The 20,882-nt window shown below is 65.9% G+C and carries 21 protein-coding genes; 9 read left to right on the top strand and 12 right to left on the bottom strand.

Annotated elements, in window-relative coordinates; translation table 11 throughout:
- Positions 1–15: 15 nt before the first annotated feature.
- Complete coding sequence (locus tag MKW15_RS20435) at positions 16–795, bottom strand: helix-turn-helix transcriptional regulator (RefSeq protein WP_240861458.1); 780 nt, start codon at positions 793–795, stop codon at positions 16–18.
- A gap of 97 nt (positions 796–892) precedes the next feature.
- Here MKW15_RS20435 and MKW15_RS20430 point away from each other — a divergent pair, with 97 nt between their 5' ends.
- Entirely contained in the window at positions 893–2,437 is a 1,545-nt protein-coding gene (locus MKW15_RS20430; protein WP_240861538.1) for an AMP-binding protein, read from the top strand.
- Between the two features lie 6 nt (positions 2,438–2,443).
- On the opposite strand, the gene MKW15_RS20425 is transcribed toward MKW15_RS20430, so the two are convergent.
- The gene (locus MKW15_RS20425) at positions 2,444–3,142 is read right to left on the bottom strand and encodes a CPBP family intramembrane glutamic endopeptidase (RefSeq protein ID WP_240861456.1); all 699 of its coding nucleotides are present in this window, start codon (positions 3,140–3,142) and stop codon (positions 2,444–2,446) included.
- The gene (locus MKW15_RS20420) at positions 3,139–4,215 is read right to left on the bottom strand and encodes an NAD(P)H-binding protein (RefSeq protein WP_240861454.1); all 1,077 of its coding nucleotides are present in this window, start codon (positions 4,213–4,215) and stop codon (positions 3,139–3,141) included. The genes MKW15_RS20425 and MKW15_RS20420 overlap by 4 nt, the downstream gene beginning before the upstream one ends.
- Positions 4,216–4,381: 166 nt before the next feature.
- Here MKW15_RS20420 and MKW15_RS20415 point away from each other — a divergent pair, with 166 nt between their 5' ends.
- Complete coding sequence (locus MKW15_RS20415) at positions 4,382–5,494, top strand: ferredoxin reductase (RefSeq protein WP_240861452.1); 1,113 nt, start codon at positions 4,382–4,384, stop codon at positions 5,492–5,494.
- A gap of 8 nt (positions 5,495–5,502) precedes the next feature.
- Entirely contained in the window at positions 5,503–6,744 is a 1,242-nt protein-coding gene (locus MKW15_RS20410) for a fatty acid desaturase family protein (RefSeq protein ID WP_240861450.1), read from the top strand.
- Positions 6,745–6,755: 11 nt separating this feature from the next.
- On the opposite strand, the gene MKW15_RS20405 is transcribed toward MKW15_RS20410, so the two are convergent.
- From MKW15_RS20405 to MKW15_RS20395, 3 genes are read right to left on the bottom strand one after another with little or no spacing between them, the layout of a single operon-like run.
- Entirely contained in the window at positions 6,756–7,601 is an 846-nt protein-coding gene (locus MKW15_RS20405; RefSeq protein ID WP_240861449.1) for a 3-hydroxybutyryl-CoA dehydrogenase, read from the bottom strand.
- Between the two features lie 47 nt (positions 7,602–7,648).
- Positions 7,649–8,755: a saccharopine dehydrogenase family protein gene (locus MKW15_RS20400; RefSeq protein ID WP_240861447.1), complete on the bottom strand. Its 1,107-nt coding sequence runs from the start codon at positions 8,753–8,755 to the stop codon at positions 7,649–7,651.
- A 31-nt stretch (positions 8,756–8,786) separates the two neighbouring features.
- Positions 8,787–9,617, bottom strand: coding sequence for a methyltransferase domain-containing protein (locus MKW15_RS20395; RefSeq protein ID WP_240861446.1), 831 nt, complete (start codon positions 9,615–9,617; stop codon positions 8,787–8,789).
- A 23-nt stretch (positions 9,618–9,640) separates the two neighbouring features.
- Between MKW15_RS20395 and MKW15_RS20390 the strand changes: the two genes are divergently transcribed.
- Positions 9,641–10,309 carry a YoaK family protein gene (locus tag MKW15_RS20390; RefSeq protein ID WP_240861434.1) on the top strand — a complete coding sequence of 223 codons (669 nt, stop codon included), beginning with the start codon at positions 9,641–9,643 and terminating at the stop codon, positions 10,307–10,309.
- Between the two features lie 9 nt (positions 10,310–10,318).
- Here the strand turns inward: MKW15_RS20390 and MKW15_RS20385 are convergent, their stop codons facing one another.
- Positions 10,319–11,209 carry a helix-turn-helix domain-containing protein gene (locus tag MKW15_RS20385; RefSeq protein ID WP_240861431.1) on the bottom strand — a complete coding sequence of 297 codons (891 nt, stop codon included), beginning with the start codon at positions 11,207–11,209 and terminating at the stop codon, positions 10,319–10,321.
- A 101-nt stretch (positions 11,210–11,310) separates the two neighbouring features.
- Here MKW15_RS20385 and MKW15_RS20380 point away from each other — a divergent pair, with 101 nt between their 5' ends.
- From MKW15_RS20380 to MKW15_RS20370, 3 genes are read left to right on the top strand one after another with little or no spacing between them, the layout of a single operon-like run.
- Complete coding sequence (locus tag MKW15_RS20380) at positions 11,311–12,360, top strand: alcohol dehydrogenase catalytic domain-containing protein (RefSeq protein ID WP_240861430.1); 1,050 nt, start codon at positions 11,311–11,313, stop codon at positions 12,358–12,360.
- Positions 12,357–13,760, top strand: coding sequence for an MFS transporter (locus tag MKW15_RS20375; RefSeq protein ID WP_240861428.1), 1,404 nt, complete (start codon positions 12,357–12,359; stop codon positions 13,758–13,760). The genes MKW15_RS20380 and MKW15_RS20375 overlap by 4 nt, the downstream gene beginning before the upstream one ends.
- Complete coding sequence (locus MKW15_RS20370) at positions 13,757–14,641, top strand: aldo/keto reductase (protein WP_240861426.1); 885 nt, start codon at positions 13,757–13,759, stop codon at positions 14,639–14,641. The genes MKW15_RS20375 and MKW15_RS20370 overlap by 4 nt, the downstream gene beginning before the upstream one ends.
- 9 nt (positions 14,642–14,650) lie before the next feature.
- On the opposite strand, the gene MKW15_RS20365 is transcribed toward MKW15_RS20370, so the two are convergent.
- Positions 14,651–15,157, bottom strand: coding sequence for an NADPH-dependent FMN reductase (locus MKW15_RS20365; RefSeq protein ID WP_240861423.1), 507 nt, complete (start codon positions 15,155–15,157; stop codon positions 14,651–14,653).
- 126 nt (positions 15,158–15,283) lie between these two features.
- On the opposite strand from MKW15_RS20365, the gene MKW15_RS20360 reads away from it, so the two are divergent.
- Complete coding sequence (locus tag MKW15_RS20360) at positions 15,284–15,520, top strand: hypothetical protein (RefSeq protein WP_240861422.1); 237 nt, start codon at positions 15,284–15,286, stop codon at positions 15,518–15,520.
- An 11-nt stretch (positions 15,521–15,531) separates the two neighbouring features.
- Here MKW15_RS20360 and MKW15_RS20355 read toward each other — a convergent pair whose 3' ends face one another.
- Positions 15,532–17,484: a sulfatase-like hydrolase/transferase gene (locus MKW15_RS20355; protein WP_240861419.1), complete on the bottom strand. Its 1,953-nt coding sequence runs from the start codon at positions 17,482–17,484 to the stop codon at positions 15,532–15,534.
- A gap of 64 nt (positions 17,485–17,548) precedes the next feature.
- On the bottom strand, positions 17,549–18,589 hold the full coding sequence (locus MKW15_RS20350; protein WP_240861417.1) for a hypothetical protein: 1,041 nt from the start codon (positions 18,587–18,589) through the stop codon (positions 17,549–17,551).
- Positions 18,590–18,752: 163 nt separating this feature from the next.
- Here MKW15_RS20350 and MKW15_RS20345 point away from each other — a divergent pair, with 163 nt between their 5' ends.
- Positions 18,753–20,177, top strand: coding sequence for an NAD(P)-binding protein (locus MKW15_RS20345; protein WP_240861415.1), 1,425 nt, complete (start codon positions 18,753–18,755; stop codon positions 20,175–20,177).
- A gap of 6 nt (positions 20,178–20,183) precedes the next feature.
- On the opposite strand, the gene MKW15_RS20340 is transcribed toward MKW15_RS20345, so the two are convergent.
- Positions 20,184–20,666: a TspO/MBR family protein gene (locus MKW15_RS20340; RefSeq protein WP_240861413.1), complete on the bottom strand. Its 483-nt coding sequence runs from the start codon at positions 20,664–20,666 to the stop codon at positions 20,184–20,186.
- A 28-nt stretch (positions 20,667–20,694) separates the two neighbouring features.
- The coding region (locus MKW15_RS20335; protein ID WP_240861411.1) for a hypothetical protein at positions 20,695–20,882 on the bottom strand (188 nt) is incomplete at its 5' end.

Raw genomic sequence — 20,882 nt, 5'->3', positions numbered from 1 at the left:
GGGGCGATAGCGGCGTCAGGCGCGCATCTCGCGCAGGAGCCGTGCGGTGAGGCCGGCGCGATTGGTGCAGCCGGTCGCGGCGAATATCCGGCTGGTGTACTTCTTGACGGACTGTTCGGTCACCGACATGACCTGTGCGATCTCGGCGTTGCTCAGGCCCTCGGCGATGAGCAGAGCGGCTTCGAACTGGCGCGGCGAGAGCAGATCTGCGATGGTGTCGCCGGTCGCAGTGAAATCGATACCGGAGGCGTGCGCCTGCAATTGCCGGCCGAGGAACCGGACGGCCACCACGTCGTCGGCGTCGAGGATGCGTTCGGAGTCGAACATCCCGACCAGCGCGTCGCCGCTGCGCGTCTTGAGGTGCATCGCCGACGCGACCGTCATCCCGTGGGGCAGAAGGTAGTCGACGACGTAGGAGTGTTGCGGCGCAGGCAGTGTCGCGAAGTCGTCGAGTTGGACGAAGCCGTCGCGGGTCAGCGCGCGTCGCGCGTCGGCCCTGGCGAAGATGTCCTTGTCGTGCCACCGCGCCTGGTATTCGTCCAGCAGACCTGCGGTGGCGCCGGTGAGCAGTGGATCGGGGTCGTCGAACGCCGCGTCGAACGAGGTCCCGGAGAAGAAGGTCACGTCGCGGATCCCGAACGAGGACATGATCGACTCGACCACCGCCGTCCGGAAGGCCGCGGATTCGGCGATGCCCGCACAGCGTTCAAGAACGTGCAGGATGGCGCGGACGTGACGTTCGGGCAGCCCGTCGAGCACGCTGACGCCGTTGTCGTCGGTCCGGGTGGGTAACACCCGATGAAGTCTAGTCTCGCGGAGGTAACAGATAGTGACAGTTGAGAATGTGACCGCAATACCGGGTCGCCGGATCGAATTCGACAGTGCCCTTGACATGTTCGAGGCCACCGTCGCGAGGAGTCCGGAGGACGACCTCATTCGGTACTTCGATGCCTCGTTGAGGGTCCGGGAGGTCGACGAACTCAGCGACGCGTTCGCGGTGGGTCTGCTCGACGCCGGTTTCGAGCACGGGGATCGGGCCGTCGTGTACATGCAGAACGTTCCGCAGTTCGTCATCGCTCAACTCGGCATCTGGAAGGCCGGCGGCATAGCGGTCTCGGCCAATCCCATGTACAAGGCGCGCGAACTCGAGGAGATCCTGCTCGATTCCGGTGCGCGCGTACTGATCGCGCTCGACTCGCTCTATGACGACGTTGCTGCGCGGGTACTCGAGAACGTGCCGGTGATGCTGGTGATCACGACTTCGGACACCGAGTTCCGGACGGCGGAAACAACAGCGGTGTGCGCCGAATCGCCGACGAAGAGTATGGCCGCCCTGTTGCGAGACAACGGAGGTCGACGCCCTCCGGCCCATCGTCCGCGCCCCGAGGACACCGCGTTGCTCACCTATACCTCGGGTACCACCGGTCCGCCGAAGGGTGCGATGACCACGCACCGGAACCTGGTGTTCAACGCCCAGACCTACCGGGACTGGGTCGGACTCGACAGCGCCGACGTCATCCTGGGTGTCGCACCCCTGTTCCACATCACCGGCATCGTCGGGCACGTGGGTGTCGCGTTGCTGACCGGTGCCCCGTTGGTGCTGATGTGTCGGTTCGATCCCGAGGGTGCGGTGGCGGCCATCGAGCGTCACCGGGCGACGTTCACGGTCGGGTCGATCACGGTGTTCATCGCGATCATGAACGCACCCAACGCATCCAGGGACGCTCTCGGTTCGCTGACCAAGATCTACTCCGGTGGGGCGCCGATCCCGCCGAGTATCGTCGAGGAGTTCTTGGACAGGTTCGGCTCGGTCATCCACAACATCTACGGCCTGACCGAGACCACCTCACCTGCACTTGCGGTGCCGTTCGGCGCGAGCGCCCCCGTGGATCACGAGTCCGGGGCGCTGTCGGTGGGTGTTCCGGTGTACGACACGGTTGTTCGGGTATGTAGCGAGGCCGGTTCCGAGGTGCCGACCGGTGAGGTCGGCGAGCTGGTGATCGAAGGACCACAGGTGGTTTCCGGCTATTGGCGCAAGCCGGAGGCCACCGCGTCGGCCCTCCCGAATGGCGCGCTGCACACCGGCGACGTCGGGTACCGGGATGGCGACGGCTGGTTCTACATCGTCGACCGAAAGAAGGACCAGATCAACGCGAGTGGCTTCAAGGTGTGGCCGCGCGAGGTGGAAGATGTGCTCTACGAACATCCTTCGGTTCGTGAGGCGGCCGTCATCGGAGTGCCCGACGCCTATCGGGGCGAGACGGTGAAGGCGTTCGTGTCGTTGCGGCCGGGTTCGTCGGCCACCGGACCGGAACTGATCGAGTTCGCGCGCGAGCGGCTGGCGGCGTACAAGGCGCCACGCGAGGTGGTGGTGCTTGCGGAGATCCCGAAGACGGCAACCGGCAAGATGCTTCGGCGGGAACTGCGCGGTTCGTGAGCGCTTTCAGAACAGGGGAGGGAGACCGAACAGCACGATCGCACCCCACACCACGTGGCAGCAGATCGGCGCCAGGACACCGTCGGTGCACCTGCGCAGGACCGCGCACACGGCGCCGAGGATGATGGCGGCGAAGCCGAGCATCGGATTTCCGCTGGCAAGGGTGGCGATGACGTAGAGGACCGTCGACACGACCACCGGATGATGCTGCTCTGCAGCCGAATACACGGCGCCACGGAAGAAGATCTCCTCGGCCAGTCCGTTGCCAAGTGTGATGACGGTGATGACGATGATGCTGCCCTCGTCGCGCAACGCGAGGACCTGTGACACCAGATCGGCCAGCGCGGGGATCTCGCGGGTGATGAGGGCACCCACCAGAAACGCCGAACCCACCAGCAACCCGGCGGCTGTGCCCAGGACGGCGGCAGCGCCGACGGATCGCGGGTCACTGAAAGCGAAGCGCCCCAGACGAATCGGGCCAGACGAGAATCCGCCGACAATCCAGGTGGCGGCGAGCACGGCGGTCAGCGGGTAGAAAGAGGCATCCCCCGGCTCGGACGTCAGCGAGAAGCCCAAGACAATGGCGCCGACGACCAGGAACACCGCGACCACGAGTCGTCGACGCCGCAGAGCGTCCGGGCCGTCGACGACCGTGCCCGGTGCGGGGGAGCCGAGCCGGTTGAGCAGTGTGCGCGAAGAAGTCATCCTGTCAGCAGGGATACCACGTTTCGGACTCGGTGTGTCGCCGAGTCGACGATCGAGCCCACGCGGCGTCGTGCTCGCATCAGATCTCCGCCGGCCCAATCGGGGTCGGAGTCGGCCAGGTGGTGCGGATCGGTGAGATCGCAGATGGGCCGCGGATAGGGCGTGTGCACCGACGCGGCCACCGCGTCCTTCATGGAGGTCAGGCCGTTTGGTGGATCGGGCACCAGATCCCGGATGTGCCGTTCACCGGCGGCCATGGGTTGGCTCAGGGAGGTGACCAGGTCGGCGGTCAGGCCGGTCGGAACGGGCACGATCCGCGCGGTGACCATGCCGGCGAGTCGAGTATTGATGTGTGGCAGGCGAACTCGCAGGCGTGGTTGCTTGATCTCGGCGAGGTAGGCGCTGAGGACCGAACGATAACGTAAACCGACGTCGGGGCCGCTGATGTCGTAGATGCCGGGTGGCACGTCGGGTGCGAGCGATGCCACGAGATAGTGCAGCACGTCGCGCACCGAGATCGGGTCCATGGCGTTGTTGACCCATTCCGGCTCCGGGATCACCGCGAGTCGGTCGGCGACGTACCGGATGATCTCGAACGATGTCGAACCGGCACCGAGGATCACCGCCGCGCGCAGCCAGACGAGTTCCGGTCCACCCAGAACATCTAGAGTTTCACCGACTTCGGCTCGGCTGCGCAGGTGCGACGACAGGGCGTCCCGTTCGCCCGGCGGTACGAACCCGCCGAGATACACGATGCGCGGCACCCCATGATCACGTGCGGCGTCGGCGACATGACCGGCGGACCGTACGTCGACGTCGTCGAAACCCTGTCCGCCGATACCGTGGACGAGGTAGTAGACGGCGTCGACCGATCCGGCGTCGGTGAAGGCATCGCGTACCGACTCGGCATCGGTGGCGTCCATCTCCACGCCAGTGACGTCGTCGGCCCAGCAGAAGCGACGCAGGGATCGTCGGCTGCGGCTGACCGCGACGACCTCGTGACCCGCGTCGATGAGTTCGCAGACCAGGCGTGAGCCCACATATCCGGTGGCACCGGTGACCATTACTCGCATGTTTCGACGCTAAGAGCGGGGCCGGGCACGGCGGCAGTCTGCGAATCCGATTGAAACGGGATCGCGACCGATGGTCACGGGGGTATAACACAGGCAGATCGACTCGATGTGACGGCGCCCACATACTGTGTGTACAGTTGTTCACTGAAGGGCGGGAGGAGACCTGATGGATCTACTCAGATGGAGTAAGCGCCCGGCAGCCGATGTCGAGGCCAAGTCCCCCGAAGTGAATATTGTGCGGGGGTTGATCGCGCGGGCGACGACACCGCTGTTGCCCGACGACTACCTGCACCTGATCAACCCACTGTGGTCGGCGCGAGAGCTGCGCGGACGGGTCGTCGAGGTGGTGCGGGAGACCGAGGACACGGCGACGGTGAGTATTCGCACCGGCTGGGGATTCCCGGATTCGTATAAGCCGGGGCAGTACGTCGGCATCGGCCTGCAGGTAGAGGGTCGGTGGCATTGGCGGTCGTACTCGCTGACGTCGATCGGCAGCGACGTCGACAAGATGATCACCATCACGGTGAAGGCCAACCCGGACGGTTTCCTGTCGAGCCACCTCGTCGAGGGTGTCTCGCCGGGCACGATCATCCGGCTGGCCGCGCCGAAGGGTGACTTCCACCTGCCGGAGCCGCTGCCCGACTCGATTCTGTTCCTCACCGCGGGCAGTGGTATCACGCCGGTGATGGCCATGCTTCGATCGATCCGTACGCACGGCCAACGCGCCGACATCGTGCACATCCACTCCGCACCGACCCGCGACGACGTCATCTTTCGCGACGAACTCGAGAAGCTGCACGACGAGATGCCGACGTACAGTGTGCAGTTCCGGTTGACCCGCGAAGAAGGGAAGTTCGACGTCGCCGCACTCGACGCGGAAGTCCCGGACTGGCGCGAGCGGGCCTGCTGGGCGTGCGGTCCGGTTGCCATGCTCGACGCGATCGAGGACCATTTCGAGAAGGCCGACCGCCGAGAGGCACTCCACATCGAACGGTTCGCCATCGCCCGCACCGATCACGGTGGCGAGGGCGGGACGGTGACGTTCGCCAAGACTGGTAAGAGCGCCGAGATCGATGGCGCCACAACGCTCCTTGAAGCAGGCGAGGAGCTCGGCATCACCATGCCCTTCGGATGCCGGATGGGGATATGCCAGACCTGCGTGGTGCCGCTCGCCACCGGTTATGTGCGCGACCTGCGCAACGGTAACGAGCACCGCGAGGGTGACCGAATCCAGACATGCATCAGCGCCGTGTCCGGAGAATGCACGATCGATCTGTAGGGGGTTCGATGGCCATCACCGACATCGACCAGTACGCCCATCTGACCGACGCCGACGTCGAGGCGCTGGGCGCCGAACTCGATGCGATTCGACGCGACATCGAGGAATCCAGAGGCGAGGCCGACGCGCGTTACATCCGGCGCGCCATTTCGATACAGCGCGGCCTCGCGGCCGGCGGACGGGTGGCGTTGCTGTTCAGCAACCGAAAACCCGCATGGCTCTTGGGAACCGCGATGCTCTCGCTCGCGAAGATCATCGAGAACATGGAACTCGGCCACAATGTGATGCATGGCCAGTGGGACTGGATGAACGATCCCGAGATCCACTCGTCGTCCTGGGAGTGGGACACCACGTGCCCGAGCGTGCAGTGGAAGCACTCCCACAATTTCGTGCACCACAAATACACCAATGTCGTGGGGATGGACGACGACGTGGGCTACGGCATCCTGCGCGTGACCCGCGATCAGCCGTGGGAGTGGTGGAACATCGGGAATCCGATCTACAACCTGACCCTGGGTACGTTCTTCGAATACGGTGTGGCACTGCACCATCTGGAGACGGAGAAGCTGCGCAACAAGGAGAAGACCTACCGGCAGGCCGCCAAGGATCTGCGGATCATCGGGCAGAAGGTCGGCAAGCAGGCGGCCAAGGACTACCTCATCTTCCCGGCGCTGTCGGGGCCCAACTGGAAGAGCACGATCGCGGCGAACTTCACCGCGAACATCGTGCGCAACTACTGGGCGTACATGGTCATCTTCTGCGGGCATTTCCCCGACGGCGCGGAGAAGTTCACCGTCGAGGAGTACGACCACGAGGATCAGGCGCGCTGGTACCTACGACAGATGTTGGGATCGGCCAACTTTCGGGCCGGCCTGCTCATGCGATTCATGAGCGGCAACCTCAGTCACCAGATCGAACACCACCTGTTCCCGGACCTGCCGAGCAACCGGTACGAGGAGATCGGCGTGCGTGTGCGCGAGTTGTGCGACAAGTACGATCTCCCCTACACCACGGGTTCGATTGTGCACCAGTACTTCCAGTCGTTCCGGACGATCCTGAAGCTGGCTCTGCCCAACGCATTGCTGAAGGCCAGTTCCGACGACGCCCCCGAGACCGCGTCCGAGTTGCGGTTCGCGGTGCGCGAGGGTGTGCAGACCCACTTCGGCGTCGACCCGGCGACCGGCAAGCGGCGCGGGCTCCGAACCGCGTTGCGTGAGTTGAAGAACGCGCCGGTGCGCGCCGCCCAGTAGGTGGCCAGGTCTCAGTAGCTGTAGAAACCCCGCCCGCTCTTGCGGCCGAGTTGTCCGGCGTCGACCATGCGGCGCAAGAGGGCGGGCGGGGCGAGGTGCGGTTCGGCGAACTCTGCGTACAGGGATTCGGCGGCGGCGAGGGTGATATCGAGGCCGATCGTGTCGATCAGGGTGAGCGGGCCCATCGGGTAGCCGCAGCCGCCCTTCATCGCGGCGTCGATGTCCTCGGCCGACGCGTAGCCGGAATCGAGCATGCGGATGGCCTGACACAGGTAGGGGATGAGCAGGGCGTTGACGATGAAGCCGGACCGGTCGCCCGCCCGCACCGCGGTCTTGCCGAGGGTGTCCCGAACGTAGGAGGTGACGGCGTCGGCGGTCTCGTCGTTGGTGACCAGCGTGGAGATGATCTCGACCAGTGGCATCACCGGGACGGGGTTGAAGAAGTGGACGCCGACCACGCGCTCGGGCCGCTTGGTCGCGGTGGCGACCTTGATGACCGGGATCGACGACGTGTTGGTGGCCAGGATGGTGTCGTCGCCGACGACGGCGTCGAGCTGGGTGAAGATCTCCTGCTTGAGCGACTCGATCTCCGGCGCCGCCTCGATGACCAGTTCGCGGTCGCCGAGGTCGGCGTAGTCGGTGGTCACCCGCAGTCGGCCGAGCGTGGCGTCGGCGTCGTCCTGGCTGAGCTTGTTCTTGGCGACCGCCTTGGCCAGGGACTTCTCCACCCGCTGGCGCGCTGCGTCGGCGTACTCCTGCTTGACCTCGAGGATCACGACATCGCTACCGGCCTTGGCGCACACCTCCGCGATACCCGCCCCCATCGTGCCTCCGCCGATGACGCCGATCTTCTGCACAGTGAAACCTCCCAGTCGAGTGATACCCACACACGGTAGTACGTGGGTCAGGCCTGCTTGAGACCCGCCTCGGCCGCACCGGCGGTGAGTTCCGGCAGCCCGAACGCCTCAACTGGTCCCAGCGCACCCGTGGTTCTCAGGCCGCCCGCCAGTGTGGTGTCGGCTCCCCAGGCGAGCATTGCGGCGGTGAAGTCGTAGGGGTCGACGCCGGAGAGTGTGCTGGTGGCGACCACATTCCCGCCGGCGTCGACGGCCTCGGCGACCACCCAGCTCGATGCCCGGGCTCGTTGTTCGGGGCTGGGTCCGCCGGTCGATCCGCGGACCGCCCGCGACACCACTGCGTTGCCGGCCTTCTTCAGCACGCCGACCTTCCCGGCGAGCCCCGTGAGTCGTGCGCCGAACTGGAGTCCTCGGGCGGCGTTGGGTGCGGCGCTCATGTAGACGTCGACGTCACGGAGCTGCGGGTACGACCGCACCAGCGTCAGATGCTCCGACCCCGGCAGCGATGCCGCGGTGCGCGACTTGCCGTCGATCTCGAAGTTGCGGACACGAGCCCCGAGGTTGGCCGGGCGCAGGTGCCCGTCGCGCAGGGCGAAGCCTCCTTCGAACAGCATGCCCGCAATCGACGCCTGGGTTCCGCCGCTGGTCCCGGGGTTGACGACGCCGTAGCAGACTTCCGCGCGGACCGCGTCGGGTGCGTTGTCGAGCGCGAGGCCCGCCGCCAGGTTGCCGGGCACGAAGTCGAAGCCGAAGGCGCTGAGCAGCCCGACGCCAGCGTCACGGGCCTGCTCGTCACGATCGAAGACCCCGCGGATGAACGGCCCCTCACCGGTCGAGTCGAGGTAGTGCGCGCCCGCGTCGAGTGCTGCGTCGAGCGCCGGTTGTCCGTACCGCAGGAACGGTCCGACGGTGCTGATGAGGACATCGCCGCGACTCAGCAGTGCACGCACCGATGCCGGGTCGGAGACATCTGCGACGGCGGTCTCGGCGCCCCCGAGTTCATCGGCCAGCGCGGCGAGCGTGGCCTTGTTGCGCGCCGCGAGCACGGTTTGCGCACCGCGTGCCTTCAATGCGGCGGCGGTGAGCCGCCCGGTGTATCCGGTCGCCCCGAACAACACGATCTTCGCCATTCTCGCCCCCACTTCACCCGACATGATTCGACGCTCGCGACGCTACACGGGTGATTCACGCGTGCGCGACGATCTCGCCGTGCGGGATGACGATCCAGCCGTCGGGGTGGGCGGCCCAATCCAGCCAACCCTGGGCGATGGCGGCCAGGTCGGATTGATCTGCCAGGCCCCGCTCCATCGCCATTCGTCCGATCGCGGAGTGAATTCGCTTGGCCCACATGCCACCCCACGACGCGCGGTCGTCGGGGGTCGCATGGCACCACACCGAGGCCGACGGTGTGACCTCGGTAAAGCCGGCCTCATGCGCCCAACCGAGCAGGCGTCGCCCTGCATCCGGTTCGGCGTCGTTGCCCTTGGCCACCGCGCGGTAGATCTCGAGCCAACGATCGAGCCGCTCATCGCCGGGCCACCACGTGAACGCGTCGTAGTCGGCGTCGCGGACGGCGACGACGCCGCCCGGCCGGGTCACGCGCCGCATCTCCCGTAGTGCGCCAACCGGATCGGACAAGTGTTGCAGCACCTGATGTGCATGCGTGACGTCGTAGCTGTCGTCGGCGTCGGACAGCGCGTAGGCGTCGTCGACCCCGAAGTCGATGTCCAGTCCGCGGTCGGCGGCAGCCGCACGGGCCTGTGGCAGCGGGTCGTCGGTGACGTCGACACCACGTACCCGGCCGGGCGCGACGAGGGCAGCCAGGTCGATCGTGATACTGCCGGGCCCGCAGCCGACGTCGAGCAGGTCGAGTCCTGGGCGCAGGAACGGCAAGAGGTATGCGGCGGAGTTGGCCGCGGTGCGGGCCGCGTGGCTGCTCACGACGACGGCGCTGTGCCCATGGGTGTAGATGTCCTCTGGAGGTGCCACGTTCCTCACTCTCGCACAGTGGCGCATGCGAGCAGTGTCGATGCTGCAGTATGTGCAACATGACGACCTCCACGTCGCTGCGTTTCGCGCTGCTACTCACGTGCGCCAGTGGATTCTTGGACAGCTATACGTTTCTTGCGCGCGGTGGTGTGTTCGCCAACGCGCAGACCGGCAACGTGATCTTTCTCGGTCTGAATCTCGCGCAGCAACATTGGCATCAGGCGCTCGGGCACCTGTGGCCGATCCTCGCGTTCGTGGTCGGTGTCGCGTTCGCGGTGCATGTGAAGCAGGGCCGGCTCGACGGTGTGCTGGCCTATCCGATCCGCATGACGATCGGTTTGCTGGCGATTATCTTGCTCGTCGTCGGCTTCATCCCGACCTCTGCTCCGCACTGGATCGCGACCATTCCGATCAGTTTCCTGGCGGCGATGCAGATCGAATTGTTCCGCAGCATAGGTGATCTGAACTATGTGTCGGTGGCGACGACGGGCAACCTGATGCGTCTGGTGGAGGCGGGTTACGGCACGCTGGTCGAACGAAAATCGGAGTCGCGTCACGCATTTCAGGTCTACCTGGGCGTGGTGGGCATCTTCGCCGGCGGTGCGGTCATCGGCGCGTTCGCCACGGAGGCGTGGGGCGGTCACGCCGCCTGGGTGCCCGCGGCATTCCTGGCCGTCACGCTCGTGCTGTTCGTCGTGGATGAGCGGCGGGACGAGTGACGCGACCGGTCACCGCACGCGCAGTTCGGTTGCGAGGTCTTCTTGACTTGCCGCCCAGGATGCGAGCAGTTTGAGCCCGTCTGCGGCGGGGGTACCGGGTTGGGCGGTGTAGATGTTGAGCCGAAGTCCGGGCTCCGAGGGCAGCTCGAGGCTCTCGTAGTCCAGGTCGAGCTGGCCGACGGCCGGGTGCCGCAGCCGCTTTCGGCCGCTGCGATGGAATCGGACATCTTGTGATGCCCACCGCTGCCGGAACAATTCGCTCTGGGTGCACAGTTCGCCGACGAGTTCGATGAGCGCCTTGTCGTGCGGATTCTGTCCGGCTTCCAACCGGAGCATCGCCGCCGCGTCGCGAGCGATCTGGTCGTAGTCGACGAAGAGCTCTTGGGCGGCAACGGGATTGAGATACACGAAGCGGGTGGTATTGGCGGGGCGTCGGGCATCGGCGAGGACGGGTGAATACAGTGCTCGGGCAAGCTGATTCATTGCCAGGACGTCGTGGCGGCCGTTGCGAATCCAGGCAGGGGCGTCGGTGATCGCGTCGAGTATCTGCTGGAGTACCGGCCGCACGGTGGCCGGTTCGCTGCGCCGGCGTCGCGTCGCGCTCGACGCCTGTGATTGGCGCGCCAGCGCAAAGAGGTGGTCCTGTTCGGCCTCGTCGAGATGCAGCGCTCCGGCCAGCGACGCGAGAACGCTGTCGGATGCACCGGACAGATTCCCGCGTTCCATCCGGACGTAATAGTCGACCGACACCCCGGCGAGCATCGCGACCTCTTCGCGTCGCAGACCCTTGACCCGACGATTGCCCCCGTACGCGGGAAGGCCCGCCTGATCAGGGGTGATGCGAGCACGCCGCGAGCTGAGGAACTCGCGGATCTGGGTGCGGAGGTCGGTGGTGCCCATGACCTCAGGGTAGGCACCGACGCGCCGTCCAGGGAGGTACTGGCGGTACCCGGAACATCCGGCACTCCCGCAGATGTTCGGTCCGCGGTGTACTTGAGTCCATGAAAGCAACCCTGATGTACGGCGCGGGCGACGTCCGCGTCATCGATGTCCCCGACCCGAAGCTCGAACTCCCCGGCGATGCGCTGGTGCGCGTCGTCCGCTCGTGCGTGTGCGGCAGCGATCTGCATCCCTACCATTCGATGGCGTCAGATCCCGCGGGCTCCACGATGGGGCACGAGTTCATCGGTGTGGTCGAGGAGGTCGGCGCCGACGTGACGTCGGTGGCCGTCGGTGATTTCGTGATCGCACCCTTCGCCATCTCCTGCGGCGAATGTGTTTTCTGCCGCGCCGGCCTGCAGACGTCCTGCCTGCGGGGCGGATTCTGGAACGACGCTGAACTCGGTGCGGCCGGCGGTCAAGCGCAAGCAGTGCGGGTGCCGCTCGCCGACGGGACTCTCGTGAAGGTTCCCGTGGACGAGAATGCGCCCGACGACCTGCTCGCGTCGCTGCTCACGCTGTCCGACGTGTACGGCACCGGCTGGCATGCAGCCGTGCGCGGCGGCGTCACCCGGGGCAGCTCGGTGACCGTGATCGGCGACGGCGCGGTCGGGCTGCTGGCCGTGCTGTCGGCCCGCCAACTCGGTGCGGAGCAGATCGTGCTGATGGGGCGGCACGAGGTGCGCACCGATCTGGGCCGAGAGTTCGGCGCCACCGACGTGGTGGCCGAGCGTGGCGAGGACGGCATCGACAAGGTACGGGAGCTGACCGGCGGGTTGGGCAGCGAGATCGTGCTCGAGGCGGTGGGGCATCGCCCCGCCTACGACCAGGCGGTCGGCGTGGTGCGCCCCGGTGGCGTCATCAGCCGGGTCGGGGTGCCGCAGTACGACGAGGCGCCGGTCGGGTTCGGCAGCCTGTTCGGCCCCAACGTCACTCTCACGGGCGGCCCGGCTCCGGTGCGCGCCTACATCGACCGACTGCTCCCGGCCGTGCTCGACGGAACCGTGGTGCCCGGCAGGGTGTTCGACCGGACCGTCGCACTCGATGAGACACCCTCAGCGTATGCGGCCATGGATGCCCGGGAGGCACTGAAGGTGATGGTCCGGCCGTGACCGAGGTGACGACAGCAGCGGCGCCCACGTCGGCACCGACGAAGGCGCCGACCGCGATCCTGGCCATCATCCTGATCAGCTATTTCATGGTGCTGCTGGACAATTCGGTGATCTTCACCGGCCTGCCCAGTATCCGCGACGGCCTGGAGATGTCCCCGACGGCGCTGTCCTGGGTGCAGGACGCCTACACGCTGGTCTTCGGCGGACTGCTGCTCCTCGGCGCACGAGCCGGCGACCTGCTGGGTCGGCGTCGGCTGTTCATCGGTGGGCTCGCGGTGTTCGGGTTCGCGTCGCTGATGATCGGTCTATCGCCGGCCGGGTGGTGGATGATCGCCGCACGCGCCGTGCAGGGTGTGGGGGCTGCGATCGTCGCGCCCACCTCGCTGGCCCTGATCACCGAGTACTTCGGCGGCGAGGAACGGAAGAAGGCAGTCGCGTGGTACGCGGCGACCGCAGGCATCGGGGCCAGCCTCGGACTTCTGATCGGAGGTGCTCTCACCCAATGGGTTTCGTGGCGAGCTGCCTTCTTGATCAATGTCCCCATCGCCGTCGCGATGATGATCAGTAGCCGCGTGGTGCTGTCGGAGACGGCGCGTCGGCCCGGACGGTTCGACGCGGTCGGTGCGATTGCGGCAACCCTTGGTGTGGGTGCGATCGTGTTCGCGGTCATCGAGTCCGCGGAGTCGGGATGGTCGAGTCCAACGGTTGTCACCTCGTTGGCGATCGGACTGATCCTGTTGATCGCGTTGATCGTCAACGAATCCCGCGTCCCTCAACCGATCATGCCGCTGCGCCTGTTCGCGAATGCGGAACGCAGTGGCGCCTACGCCATTCGGGTCCTGTATCTCGGTGCGATGATCGGGTTCTTCTACTTCACCACCGCACTTCTGCAGGACGGGTTCGGATTCACCGCACTACAGGCCGGCCTTGCGTTCTTACCCATGACGCTGGTCAACTTCGCGGTGGCGCTGATGGTTCCGAAGCTGCTGCGCCGCTTCGACAATGCCGCTGTGCTGGTTGTCGGAGTGCTGGTGACGCTGGGCGGCATGTTCTGGCTCAGCCGGGTCGGGGCCGACGCAGGGTACTGGACTGCGGTCGCGGCGCCGATGGTGCTCATCGGGATCGGTCAGGGACTGGCGTTTGCGCCGCTGACCAATGCGGGCATCGCCGGGGTGTCGTCCGCAGATGCGGGAGCCGCGTCGGGGCTGCTCAACACCTTTCACCAGATCGGCATGGCCTTCGGGCTCGGGTTGCTCGTGACCATCTCGGCGGGTGCCGGCGACGCGGTGTTCGAGCGCACCGAGGTCGCCTTGCTCGGCGGTACCTGTCTGCTGGCGTTGGCACTCGTCGTCGCACTGTTCCTGTCCATTCGAAATCAAAAGCGTAGCGTGGCACCATGACCGTTCCGAACATTGCACTCAACAACCAAGTATCGATTCCTGCAATCGGTTTCGGCGTCTACCAGTCGGCACCGGAGGATACCGTCGATGCGGTGGGCGCCGCTCTGGAGACCGGATATCGCCATATCGACACCGCCGCTGCCTATCTGAACGAGCGCGAGGTCGGGAAGGCGATTCGACGCTCCGGGATCGACCGGTCCGAGGTGTTCATCGAGACCAAGGTGTGGATCACCGATTACGGTTACGACGCGACTTTGCACGCCTTCGACAAGGGCGCGGGCAAACTGGGTGTCGAACAGATCGACCTGCTCATCCTGCATCAGGCGTTGCCGGGCGAGTTCGATCTGACGATTGGTGCGTACAAGGCGCTCGAGACACTGCTCGCCGACGGAAAGGTCCGCGCGATCGGCGTCAGCAACTTCATGCCGTCACACGTCGAAAATCTGTTGGCTGCAACGTCGATCGTGCCGGCGATCAATCAGATCGAGGTTCATCCGTACTTCCGGCAGTCCGAACTGCTGACGGTGAACTCCGACCACGGGATCGTGTCGCAGGCGTGGTCGCCCATCGGTGGCATCACGTTCTACCGCGACGGGTCGCACGGGTCGACGCTCGACGACCCGGTTCTCGGCAAGATCGGCGTCGACCACGGCAAGACGCCGGCGCAGGTGATGTTGCGGTGGCACATTCAGCAGGGCCGGCAGGTGATCCCCAAGTCGGTGACTCCCGAGCGGATCGCGGAGAACTTCGACGTGTTCGACTTCGAGCTAGCCCCAGAAGAACTGTCCGCGATCGACGCACTGGACACCGGGGTGCGAGGCGGACCCGAACCCGAGGTGATCACCCGCGAGACGTTCGGACTCGACATTCCCGAAGCGTGACCACGCGACTCACGAGGTGACCCGGGCTTGCAGCAGCGCGGTGACGGTGGGCCGCGTCGCTGCCAGCCACGGTTCGTATGCCCTCGGGTCGTCGTGGGCGGCGTCGACCACGTAGAGCCCGCGACCGGGCACGGTGCCGCCGATCTCGGTGAGGACCGGACGAAGCGTCAGCTCCGGTGCCAGTGAGTGTGCGGGACTACCGCCCAGCATGAGCGGAACGGCGACGCCCGACAGTCCCGTCCCGCCGGCGAACCGGTCGAGGAACAGCTTCAGCAGGCCCGTGTAGGCGGCCTTGTAGGTGGGGCTTGCGAAGATCACAAGGTCGCTGTTGCCCACCTGCGTGACCAGTTCGGCGACGTCGGCGTCGGCCCAGTCGAGGATCGCGGCGCCGAGTGTTGCCAGGTCAACCACCAGGTCGGGGTCCGCTCCGGTCAGCTCGCGGGCAAGATGGGTCGCGGCGGCGAGGGTGCGACTGGCCGGTTTGGGATTGCCGACGACGACGGCGGTGCTGGTCATGGATATCGTCCGTTCTGTTGTGCTCGTGATCGATCAGGAATCGAGAAGCGACCGTAGTCGCGACAGTCCTACGCTCACATCATGCGATGGCCGAACGGGCCGTCGATCCCGGTGAGAGGAAGAATCATGAAGACGATGACGTGCCGTGAACTCGGTGGACCGTGCGACACCGCGCACCGCGGCGAGGATGCGAACGAGGTCATCCACGCGCAGGATAAGCATCTCAAGGACGCTGTCGCGGCAGGGGACGACTCCCATCGGCCTGCGGCCGACGAGATGAAGGGGCGGTGGCGCCGTCCGGTGTCGGGGTTGAAGTGGTATCGCAAGGCCCAGAAGGATTTCGCGGCGCTGCCGGAGGATTGAGTCGACGAGGTTCACGGGATGGCGGCCGACCATCCTTCGAGTGCGCCAAGCGTATGTGTCGCGGCGGTCTGGGTCAGTGGCATCGGCTCGGACCCGCCGACGCCCAGGGACACCCGGCGAAGGGTCGGGAGTGCTGGCCGGGCGCGCTGCCCGAGCCGGTCCAGGGCGTTGGCGGCCTGCAGGCGCACCCAGCCGTCGGGGTGGGAAGCCATCGCCCAGGCGAGGTGGTCGACGCCGCTTCGGTCACCGGCAAGTGCGAGTACCTCGGCGAGCATGAGCTTCACGTGGGCGGACGGCTCGGCGGCGAGTACGGCTCGTAGCGAACGGTTCTCGTGTGCAGCGGCGCCGAGCAAGCGCAGCCCACTTGCGGCCCAGTAGCGCATCACTGCGTTGGGGTGATGGAGTTCGCGACGGAACGTCGGGAGGTTCGCAACGTCACGCTTGATGGCGAGCGATGCGATCCGCATGATCTCTTCGAGAGGATACGCGCGTGCTGAGCGGCTCTCGACGTAGCCTTCGGCCGGATCGCTCTCCGGGATGAATCCGTTGTCGTTGACTGCGATCAGGTGGGTGTCCAAGGCGGTTCGCAGGCGACTGAGGACGTCTGTGAACTCCTTTCGTGCAACAAGATTCGATGTCTCGTCAGGATCTGCGGAGACGTCGTAGAGTTCCTCGGCGGGCCGCGGTCGCCAGAATCGTGCCTGTGCATCGGGCAGCGCGCCGCGCTGGTTGCGCACCGCCCACTCGCGATAGCCGGCCTGCAGCCACATGAACTGCACGTGCTGGCCGTTGGGAACGTCGGGCATGTAGTTGCGGATGTAGCGGAACCGCTTGGACCGTGCGGTTCGGACGAAGTCGTAGCGCTCGTCCATCCGGTTGCGCATGCCGAATGCGTACTCTGACGATGTCTGCTCGTTGCCCGCGAATCGGTTGCCGTGCATACATTGTGGGACCCGTAGCCCGGCCGTCGACAGCACCGTCGGTGCGAGATCGGTGCTGACACAAACGGTGTGGTCGATGGTCGACCCGGGGGAGTCAGGGGCGAGGTGCGGCACCGCGCGGCCGAAGCGCGCGATGAGCGGGATCTTGAGCCCGCTGTCGTAGCAGAATCGCTTGGACCGCGGGAGCACACCACCGTGGTCGCTGAGGTACAGGACGATGGTGTCGTCGGCGAGGCCGGCTTTTTCGAGTTCGCGTAGTCGGAACGCGAGTTCGGAGTCCATCTGGTTGATCTGGTTCAAGTAGGTCGCGGCATCGTTGCGGGTGGTGGGTGTGTCCGGGTAGTAGGGCGGGATGCGGACGTCCTCGGGCCGCGTCGGTCCGCCGACGATCGGGGTCGGTGCGACCGCGTGAATCCGGGCCAGCTCGTGCAGGTAGGGCGTCGACACTCCGGGCGGTGCGGACGCGGGTACGGCAAAGGCCATGGCCAACTCGTGTGTCATCGTCGGGTTGAAGACCGCGTAGAACGGCGCACCGGGAGGACTTTTGCGCCAGTGTGCTTGTGGTGACGACTCATCCCAGGTGCGTCGCAGGTCGAGTCCTGCTGCGTTGTAATCCTCTTTGGCGTTGTTGGTGCAGTAGTAGCCGGCGTCGCGCAGGAATTGGGTCCAGCCCGCGCCGTTGAGTTCGGTCGGCAGCGCGCCGGCCGCTCGCATCTGGTTGGCCGGTGCGCAGCTCTCGGGTGCGACGCCGGTGATCATCGCAAACCGGGACGGTGCGCAGACGGGGGCGGCCGAGAACGCATGTGTCCACCGGATGCCGGTGGCGGCAAGCCGGTCGATGGTCGGTGTGTGGGCGCGTCCACCGTAGACGCCGAGATGCTGGGCTCCGCAGTCCTCACTGACCAGGACGAGGAAGTTGGGTCGACGTCGAGGACGTGCTTCGGTGCGTCCGATGCCGGAGGTGGCGGCGGCGAGTCCGGCGACCGCCCCACCCGAGAGCACCTGCCTACGACTGACTGACATCTGATGAGCATTGCAGTTGGGCGCGTTCCGGACCGGGTTTCGTGTTCACTGCGCCAAAGTGGCGTTACTCGACGCGCCGATACAGCATGGTGGTCCGGTACCGGTGGATTCCGTCGACCACGACGTTTTGTGTTCGGCAGAGCTGGTCGCCATCTCGGACGAGTTCTTCGACGATGTCGAGATCGTCTGCCACGCGAGCAATTCCATTCGGTGTGCCGTTGTGACCCATGACGTAATCGCGGCCGTCTGCAGTAGCAAGGTATCCGTGGAAGGGGCGTCCGAGGTGGCCGCCAGCACCCTCCGAATCGAAGAAGTAGATCGCCGGGTCGACGCCGTCGGACAGTTCGTAGAAGGAGCCATCCGCCCGAATGGTGAGTTCGATCGGAGCCTCGATCGGTTGTGGTTCGTCTCCCGATTGGTGCGCCGAGTGCATGCGCCACACACCCACCAGGTCCTGGGTGAATTCGCCCGCGTGGTGCTCGGGCAGGAACTTGTCCCGGATGAGCAGTTGGTCGTAGGGGACGCGGATCTCGTCGTCGGGCCGGTGGTCGGAAACGATCGTCAGTTCCCGTGTGACCGACGGTGCCGACGAGATGACGGTGAACGGTGTGGTCGTGTTGGACGCGAGGCAGACGGTTGTGCCACGTAAGTGGTTGTCCTCCAGGGATATCGGACGTGCACCTGCCGTCAGGTCGCGGGTGCGGCCGAAGAGTGCGTCGAGGCGTTCGGGAACCTGGCGCCACAGGAACCATGGCAGCGCCTCGTTGCCGGTGACCAGTCGTAATTGCATTGTGCGGGTGGCACGTTCGACGGTGAAGATGACGCTCAGCTCTTGTGCGTGCGCCCGTGCTTGTTGGGCGACGTCGTCGATGGCCTCGTCCAAGGCGAACGGCAGGTCACGAGGAGGGTGCGCCCACGCGCCGTCGTGAAAGATCTGGAGGTTGGTGATCGTGGTGCCGTCGCGTATCTCCTTGATGAGTGCCATCTGTTGCCATTCGGGCATCGACCCGGCCTGGTGACCGAACCGGCGATGGGCAGGCCATTCGCCGAAGACGAGGTCGGCGTAGTTCTTGGCATCGCTGCGCGACAAGGTGATGGTCTGCATTCATTCCCCAACTCACTCGCAAACCCCCGTTGCGAGGTGAGCCGTGAGCGTAACCCGAGTTCTGGCTGTACGCGGCAGTCGGAATGTGGTTGTGCATCGACCGGATGACGATGTGGATGGTGGAGGGGCTACGTTCAGTCCAGGGCGTATGAGGAGGTGAGCGATGACGGCCACGACGCTGACGACCGACTACCTCGTGGTCGGTGCCGGTGCGATGGGTATGGCATTCACCGATGCGCTGATCGACCACGCTGACGTACACGTCACGATCGTCGACCGCCGACATGCTGCCGGCGGACATTGGCTCGACGCGTATCCGTTCGTGCATCTGCATCAGGCGTCGTCGTTCTATGGGGTGGCGTCGACGCTGCTCGGGGACGGTTCGGTCCAGCTGAGCGGACCCGAAAAGGGGCTCGGTGAGCGGGCGCGCAAGCCCGCGATCGAAGCGTACTTCGACGACATCATGCGTCGCCGCTTCGTCGGGTCGGGCCGGGTGACCTTCCTGTCGGCCAGTGAGTACCGCACCGACGGTGACGCCCATCTGGTGACGTCGCGGGTGTCGGGGGAGACCGTGTCCGTCGAAGTACGTCGGCGCGTCGTGGACGCCACCTATCTGTCGCCGTCGATTCCGGCGTCGACGCCGCCACCCTTCGCAGTCGCAGACGATGTGCCAGTGGTCGCGGTCAACCGAATCGCCGACCTGTCGGAGCCGATTTCGCCCGCTCGCTTCGCTCGCGGCGCGATGACACCTCGTAACTTCGTGATCGTCGGTGCCGGGAAGACCGCGACCGACGCGATCGTCTGGCTGCTCGGTCATGGCGTTGCATCAAATCGGATCACGTGGGTGCGCCCGCGTGAGCCATGGATGCTGAATCGTGCTGTGGTGCAGCCAGATCCCTTGGTGTCGCTGAAGCTGTCCGCAGATACGATGGAGGCTGCTGCCCGCGCGGATAGTGTCGATGACTTTTTCCTGCGTCTGGAAGCGGCCGGCGTCATGATGCGCATCGACCGCGGTTTGCTACCGACAATGGCCAAGGCGCCGACTCTGGGGGAGTGGGAACTCGACTTGTTGCGTTCGGTCGAGAATGTCGTTCGACTGGGGCATGTCCGGGGGATATCGGCACGCGAGGTGGTGCTCGACGGCGGCGCGGTTCCGCTGCCGCCCGACTCTGTGGTGGTGCATTGTGCTGCAGCGGGTTTGAAGTACCCGCCGCTGGTGCCGCTGTGGGGTGAGAAGATTCGGTTGCAGACGATCCGCGCGGGTTTCCCGTGTTTCGGTGCCGCGCTTGCCGGCTACGTCGAGGCGACGCGCGACGACGATCGTGATCGGAATCGTCTTTGCCCCCCGAACGCATTGGCCGACAGCCCTATTGACTGGATTCGTATGCAGTTGCGCGGTTCGATGGCCACGCGCAGCTTCATGGCCGAGGACGACATCGCCGCGTGGGCCAATGGTTGTGCGCTGAATCCGGCGCGCATCGGTCCGGACGCACGCGAGGACCCAGCCGTCGCGTCGGCCTCCGCGCGACTTGCCGAGTGGGCGGGGCCGGGTCTGTTGAGAATGGGTGAGTTGTCGGCGTTGCCGTGACCGTGATCAGCGGCGGTTGCGGCGCCAGATCTCGGTCGACAGCAGTGTGGCGAAAGCACACCATGCCGGGTATGCCGCCACTGCAGTGCAGGCGCGCGCGTCGACCTGTGCGGTGCGTCGGGTCAGGTCGGCGCTGCTGGCTGTCAGGAGGCCGGCGGCGACGGCGGCCGGACCCAGTCGGTGGGCTCCGAAGAACAACCAGCTCCAGCCGGCGTTGAGCGCCAGGTTGGTGCCGAGTGCCGCCGCGTAGCGCAGGCGCTCGTCGTCGCGGTGCTCGTCTTCGAGGCGGTCGAGCGCGGCGGCGGACGTGACGGCGATGTCGGCGTAGAGCGTCGTCCATGCCACCGGAAACACCACCGGAGGAGGCGTGAAAGGTGGTTTGCGCAGCGTCGGATACCAAGTGTCGACGGCGGATCTCGAAGCGGAACTCCCGACGACGGCTGCGGCCGCGGTTGCGGCTCCCGTGGACAGCAAGGTTCTCAATCGCATGGTTCCACGGTACGGATCTGATCCCTGATCAGAAGGGTGGTGGGGGTTCGGCTTCGATGCGGAGTCGGTTGCGCAGGCGTTCGCGTTGTCGGCGGAGGTGTTTGTCGACGGTGCGGGGTCGGCGTCGTTTCTTGGGGAGTTCGCCGGTGCCGTCGAAGATGACCCGCGGTCGGGTGCGGGTGTCGGCGGGGCGCCACCGGATTCGGCCGAGGGCGT

This window comes from Gordonia gummivorans, assembly GCF_022513585.1.
In the GTDB taxonomy this organism is placed as follows: Bacteria; Actinomycetota; Actinomycetes; order Mycobacteriales; family Mycobacteriaceae; genus Gordonia.
This window is presented reverse-complemented; position numbering and strand designations above follow the sequence as displayed.

Excerpts from the sequence above, each read along its gene's own strand:
- MKW15_RS20380 (WP_240861430.1), top strand. The coding sequence starts at position 11,311 with ATGAAAGCAACCCTGATGTACGGCGCGGGCGACGTCCGCGTCATCGAT.
- MKW15_RS20360 (WP_240861422.1), top strand. The coding sequence starts at position 15,284 with ATGAAGACGATGACGTGCCGTGAACTCGGTGGACCGTGCGACACCGCG.
- MKW15_RS20410 (WP_240861450.1), top strand. The coding sequence starts at position 5,503 with ATGGCCATCACCGACATCGACCAGTACGCCCATCTGACCGACGCCGAC.
- MKW15_RS20385 (WP_240861431.1), bottom strand. The coding sequence starts at position 11,209 with ATGGGCACCACCGACCTCCGCACCCAGATCCGCGAGTTCCTCAGCTCG.
- MKW15_RS20345 (WP_240861415.1), top strand. The coding sequence starts at position 18,753 with ATGACGGCCACGACGCTGACGACCGACTACCTCGTGGTCGGTGCCGGT.
- MKW15_RS20430 (WP_240861538.1), top strand. The coding sequence starts at position 893 with ATGTTCGAGGCCACCGTCGCGAGGAGTCCGGAGGACGACCTCATTCGG.
- MKW15_RS20420 (WP_240861454.1), bottom strand. The coding sequence starts at position 4,215 with ATGCGAGTAATGGTCACCGGTGCCACCGGATATGTGGGCTCACGCCTG.
- MKW15_RS20340 (WP_240861413.1), bottom strand. The coding sequence starts at position 20,666 with ATGCGATTGAGAACCTTGCTGTCCACGGGAGCCGCAACCGCGGCCGCA.
- MKW15_RS20350 (WP_240861417.1), bottom strand. The coding sequence starts at position 18,589 with ATGCAGACCATCACCTTGTCGCGCAGCGATGCCAAGAACTACGCCGAC.
- MKW15_RS20370 (WP_240861426.1), top strand. The coding sequence starts at position 13,757 with ATGACCGTTCCGAACATTGCACTCAACAACCAAGTATCGATTCCTGCA.
- MKW15_RS20355 (WP_240861419.1), bottom strand. The coding sequence starts at position 17,484 with ATGTCAGTCAGTCGTAGGCAGGTGCTCTCGGGTGGGGCGGTCGCCGGA.
- MKW15_RS20400 (WP_240861447.1), bottom strand. The coding sequence starts at position 8,755 with ATGTCGGGTGAAGTGGGGGCGAGAATGGCGAAGATCGTGTTGTTCGGG.
- MKW15_RS20395 (WP_240861446.1), bottom strand. The coding sequence starts at position 9,617 with ATGCGCCACTGTGCGAGAGTGAGGAACGTGGCACCTCCAGAGGACATC.
- MKW15_RS20365 (WP_240861423.1), bottom strand. The coding sequence starts at position 15,157 with ATGACCAGCACCGCCGTCGTCGTCGGCAATCCCAAACCGGCCAGTCGC.
- MKW15_RS20415 (WP_240861452.1), top strand. The coding sequence starts at position 4,382 with ATGGATCTACTCAGATGGAGTAAGCGCCCGGCAGCCGATGTCGAGGCC.
- MKW15_RS20390 (WP_240861434.1), top strand. The coding sequence starts at position 9,641 with ATGTGCAACATGACGACCTCCACGTCGCTGCGTTTCGCGCTGCTACTC.
- MKW15_RS20425 (WP_240861456.1), bottom strand. The coding sequence starts at position 3,142 with ATGACTTCTTCGCGCACACTGCTCAACCGGCTCGGCTCCCCCGCACCG.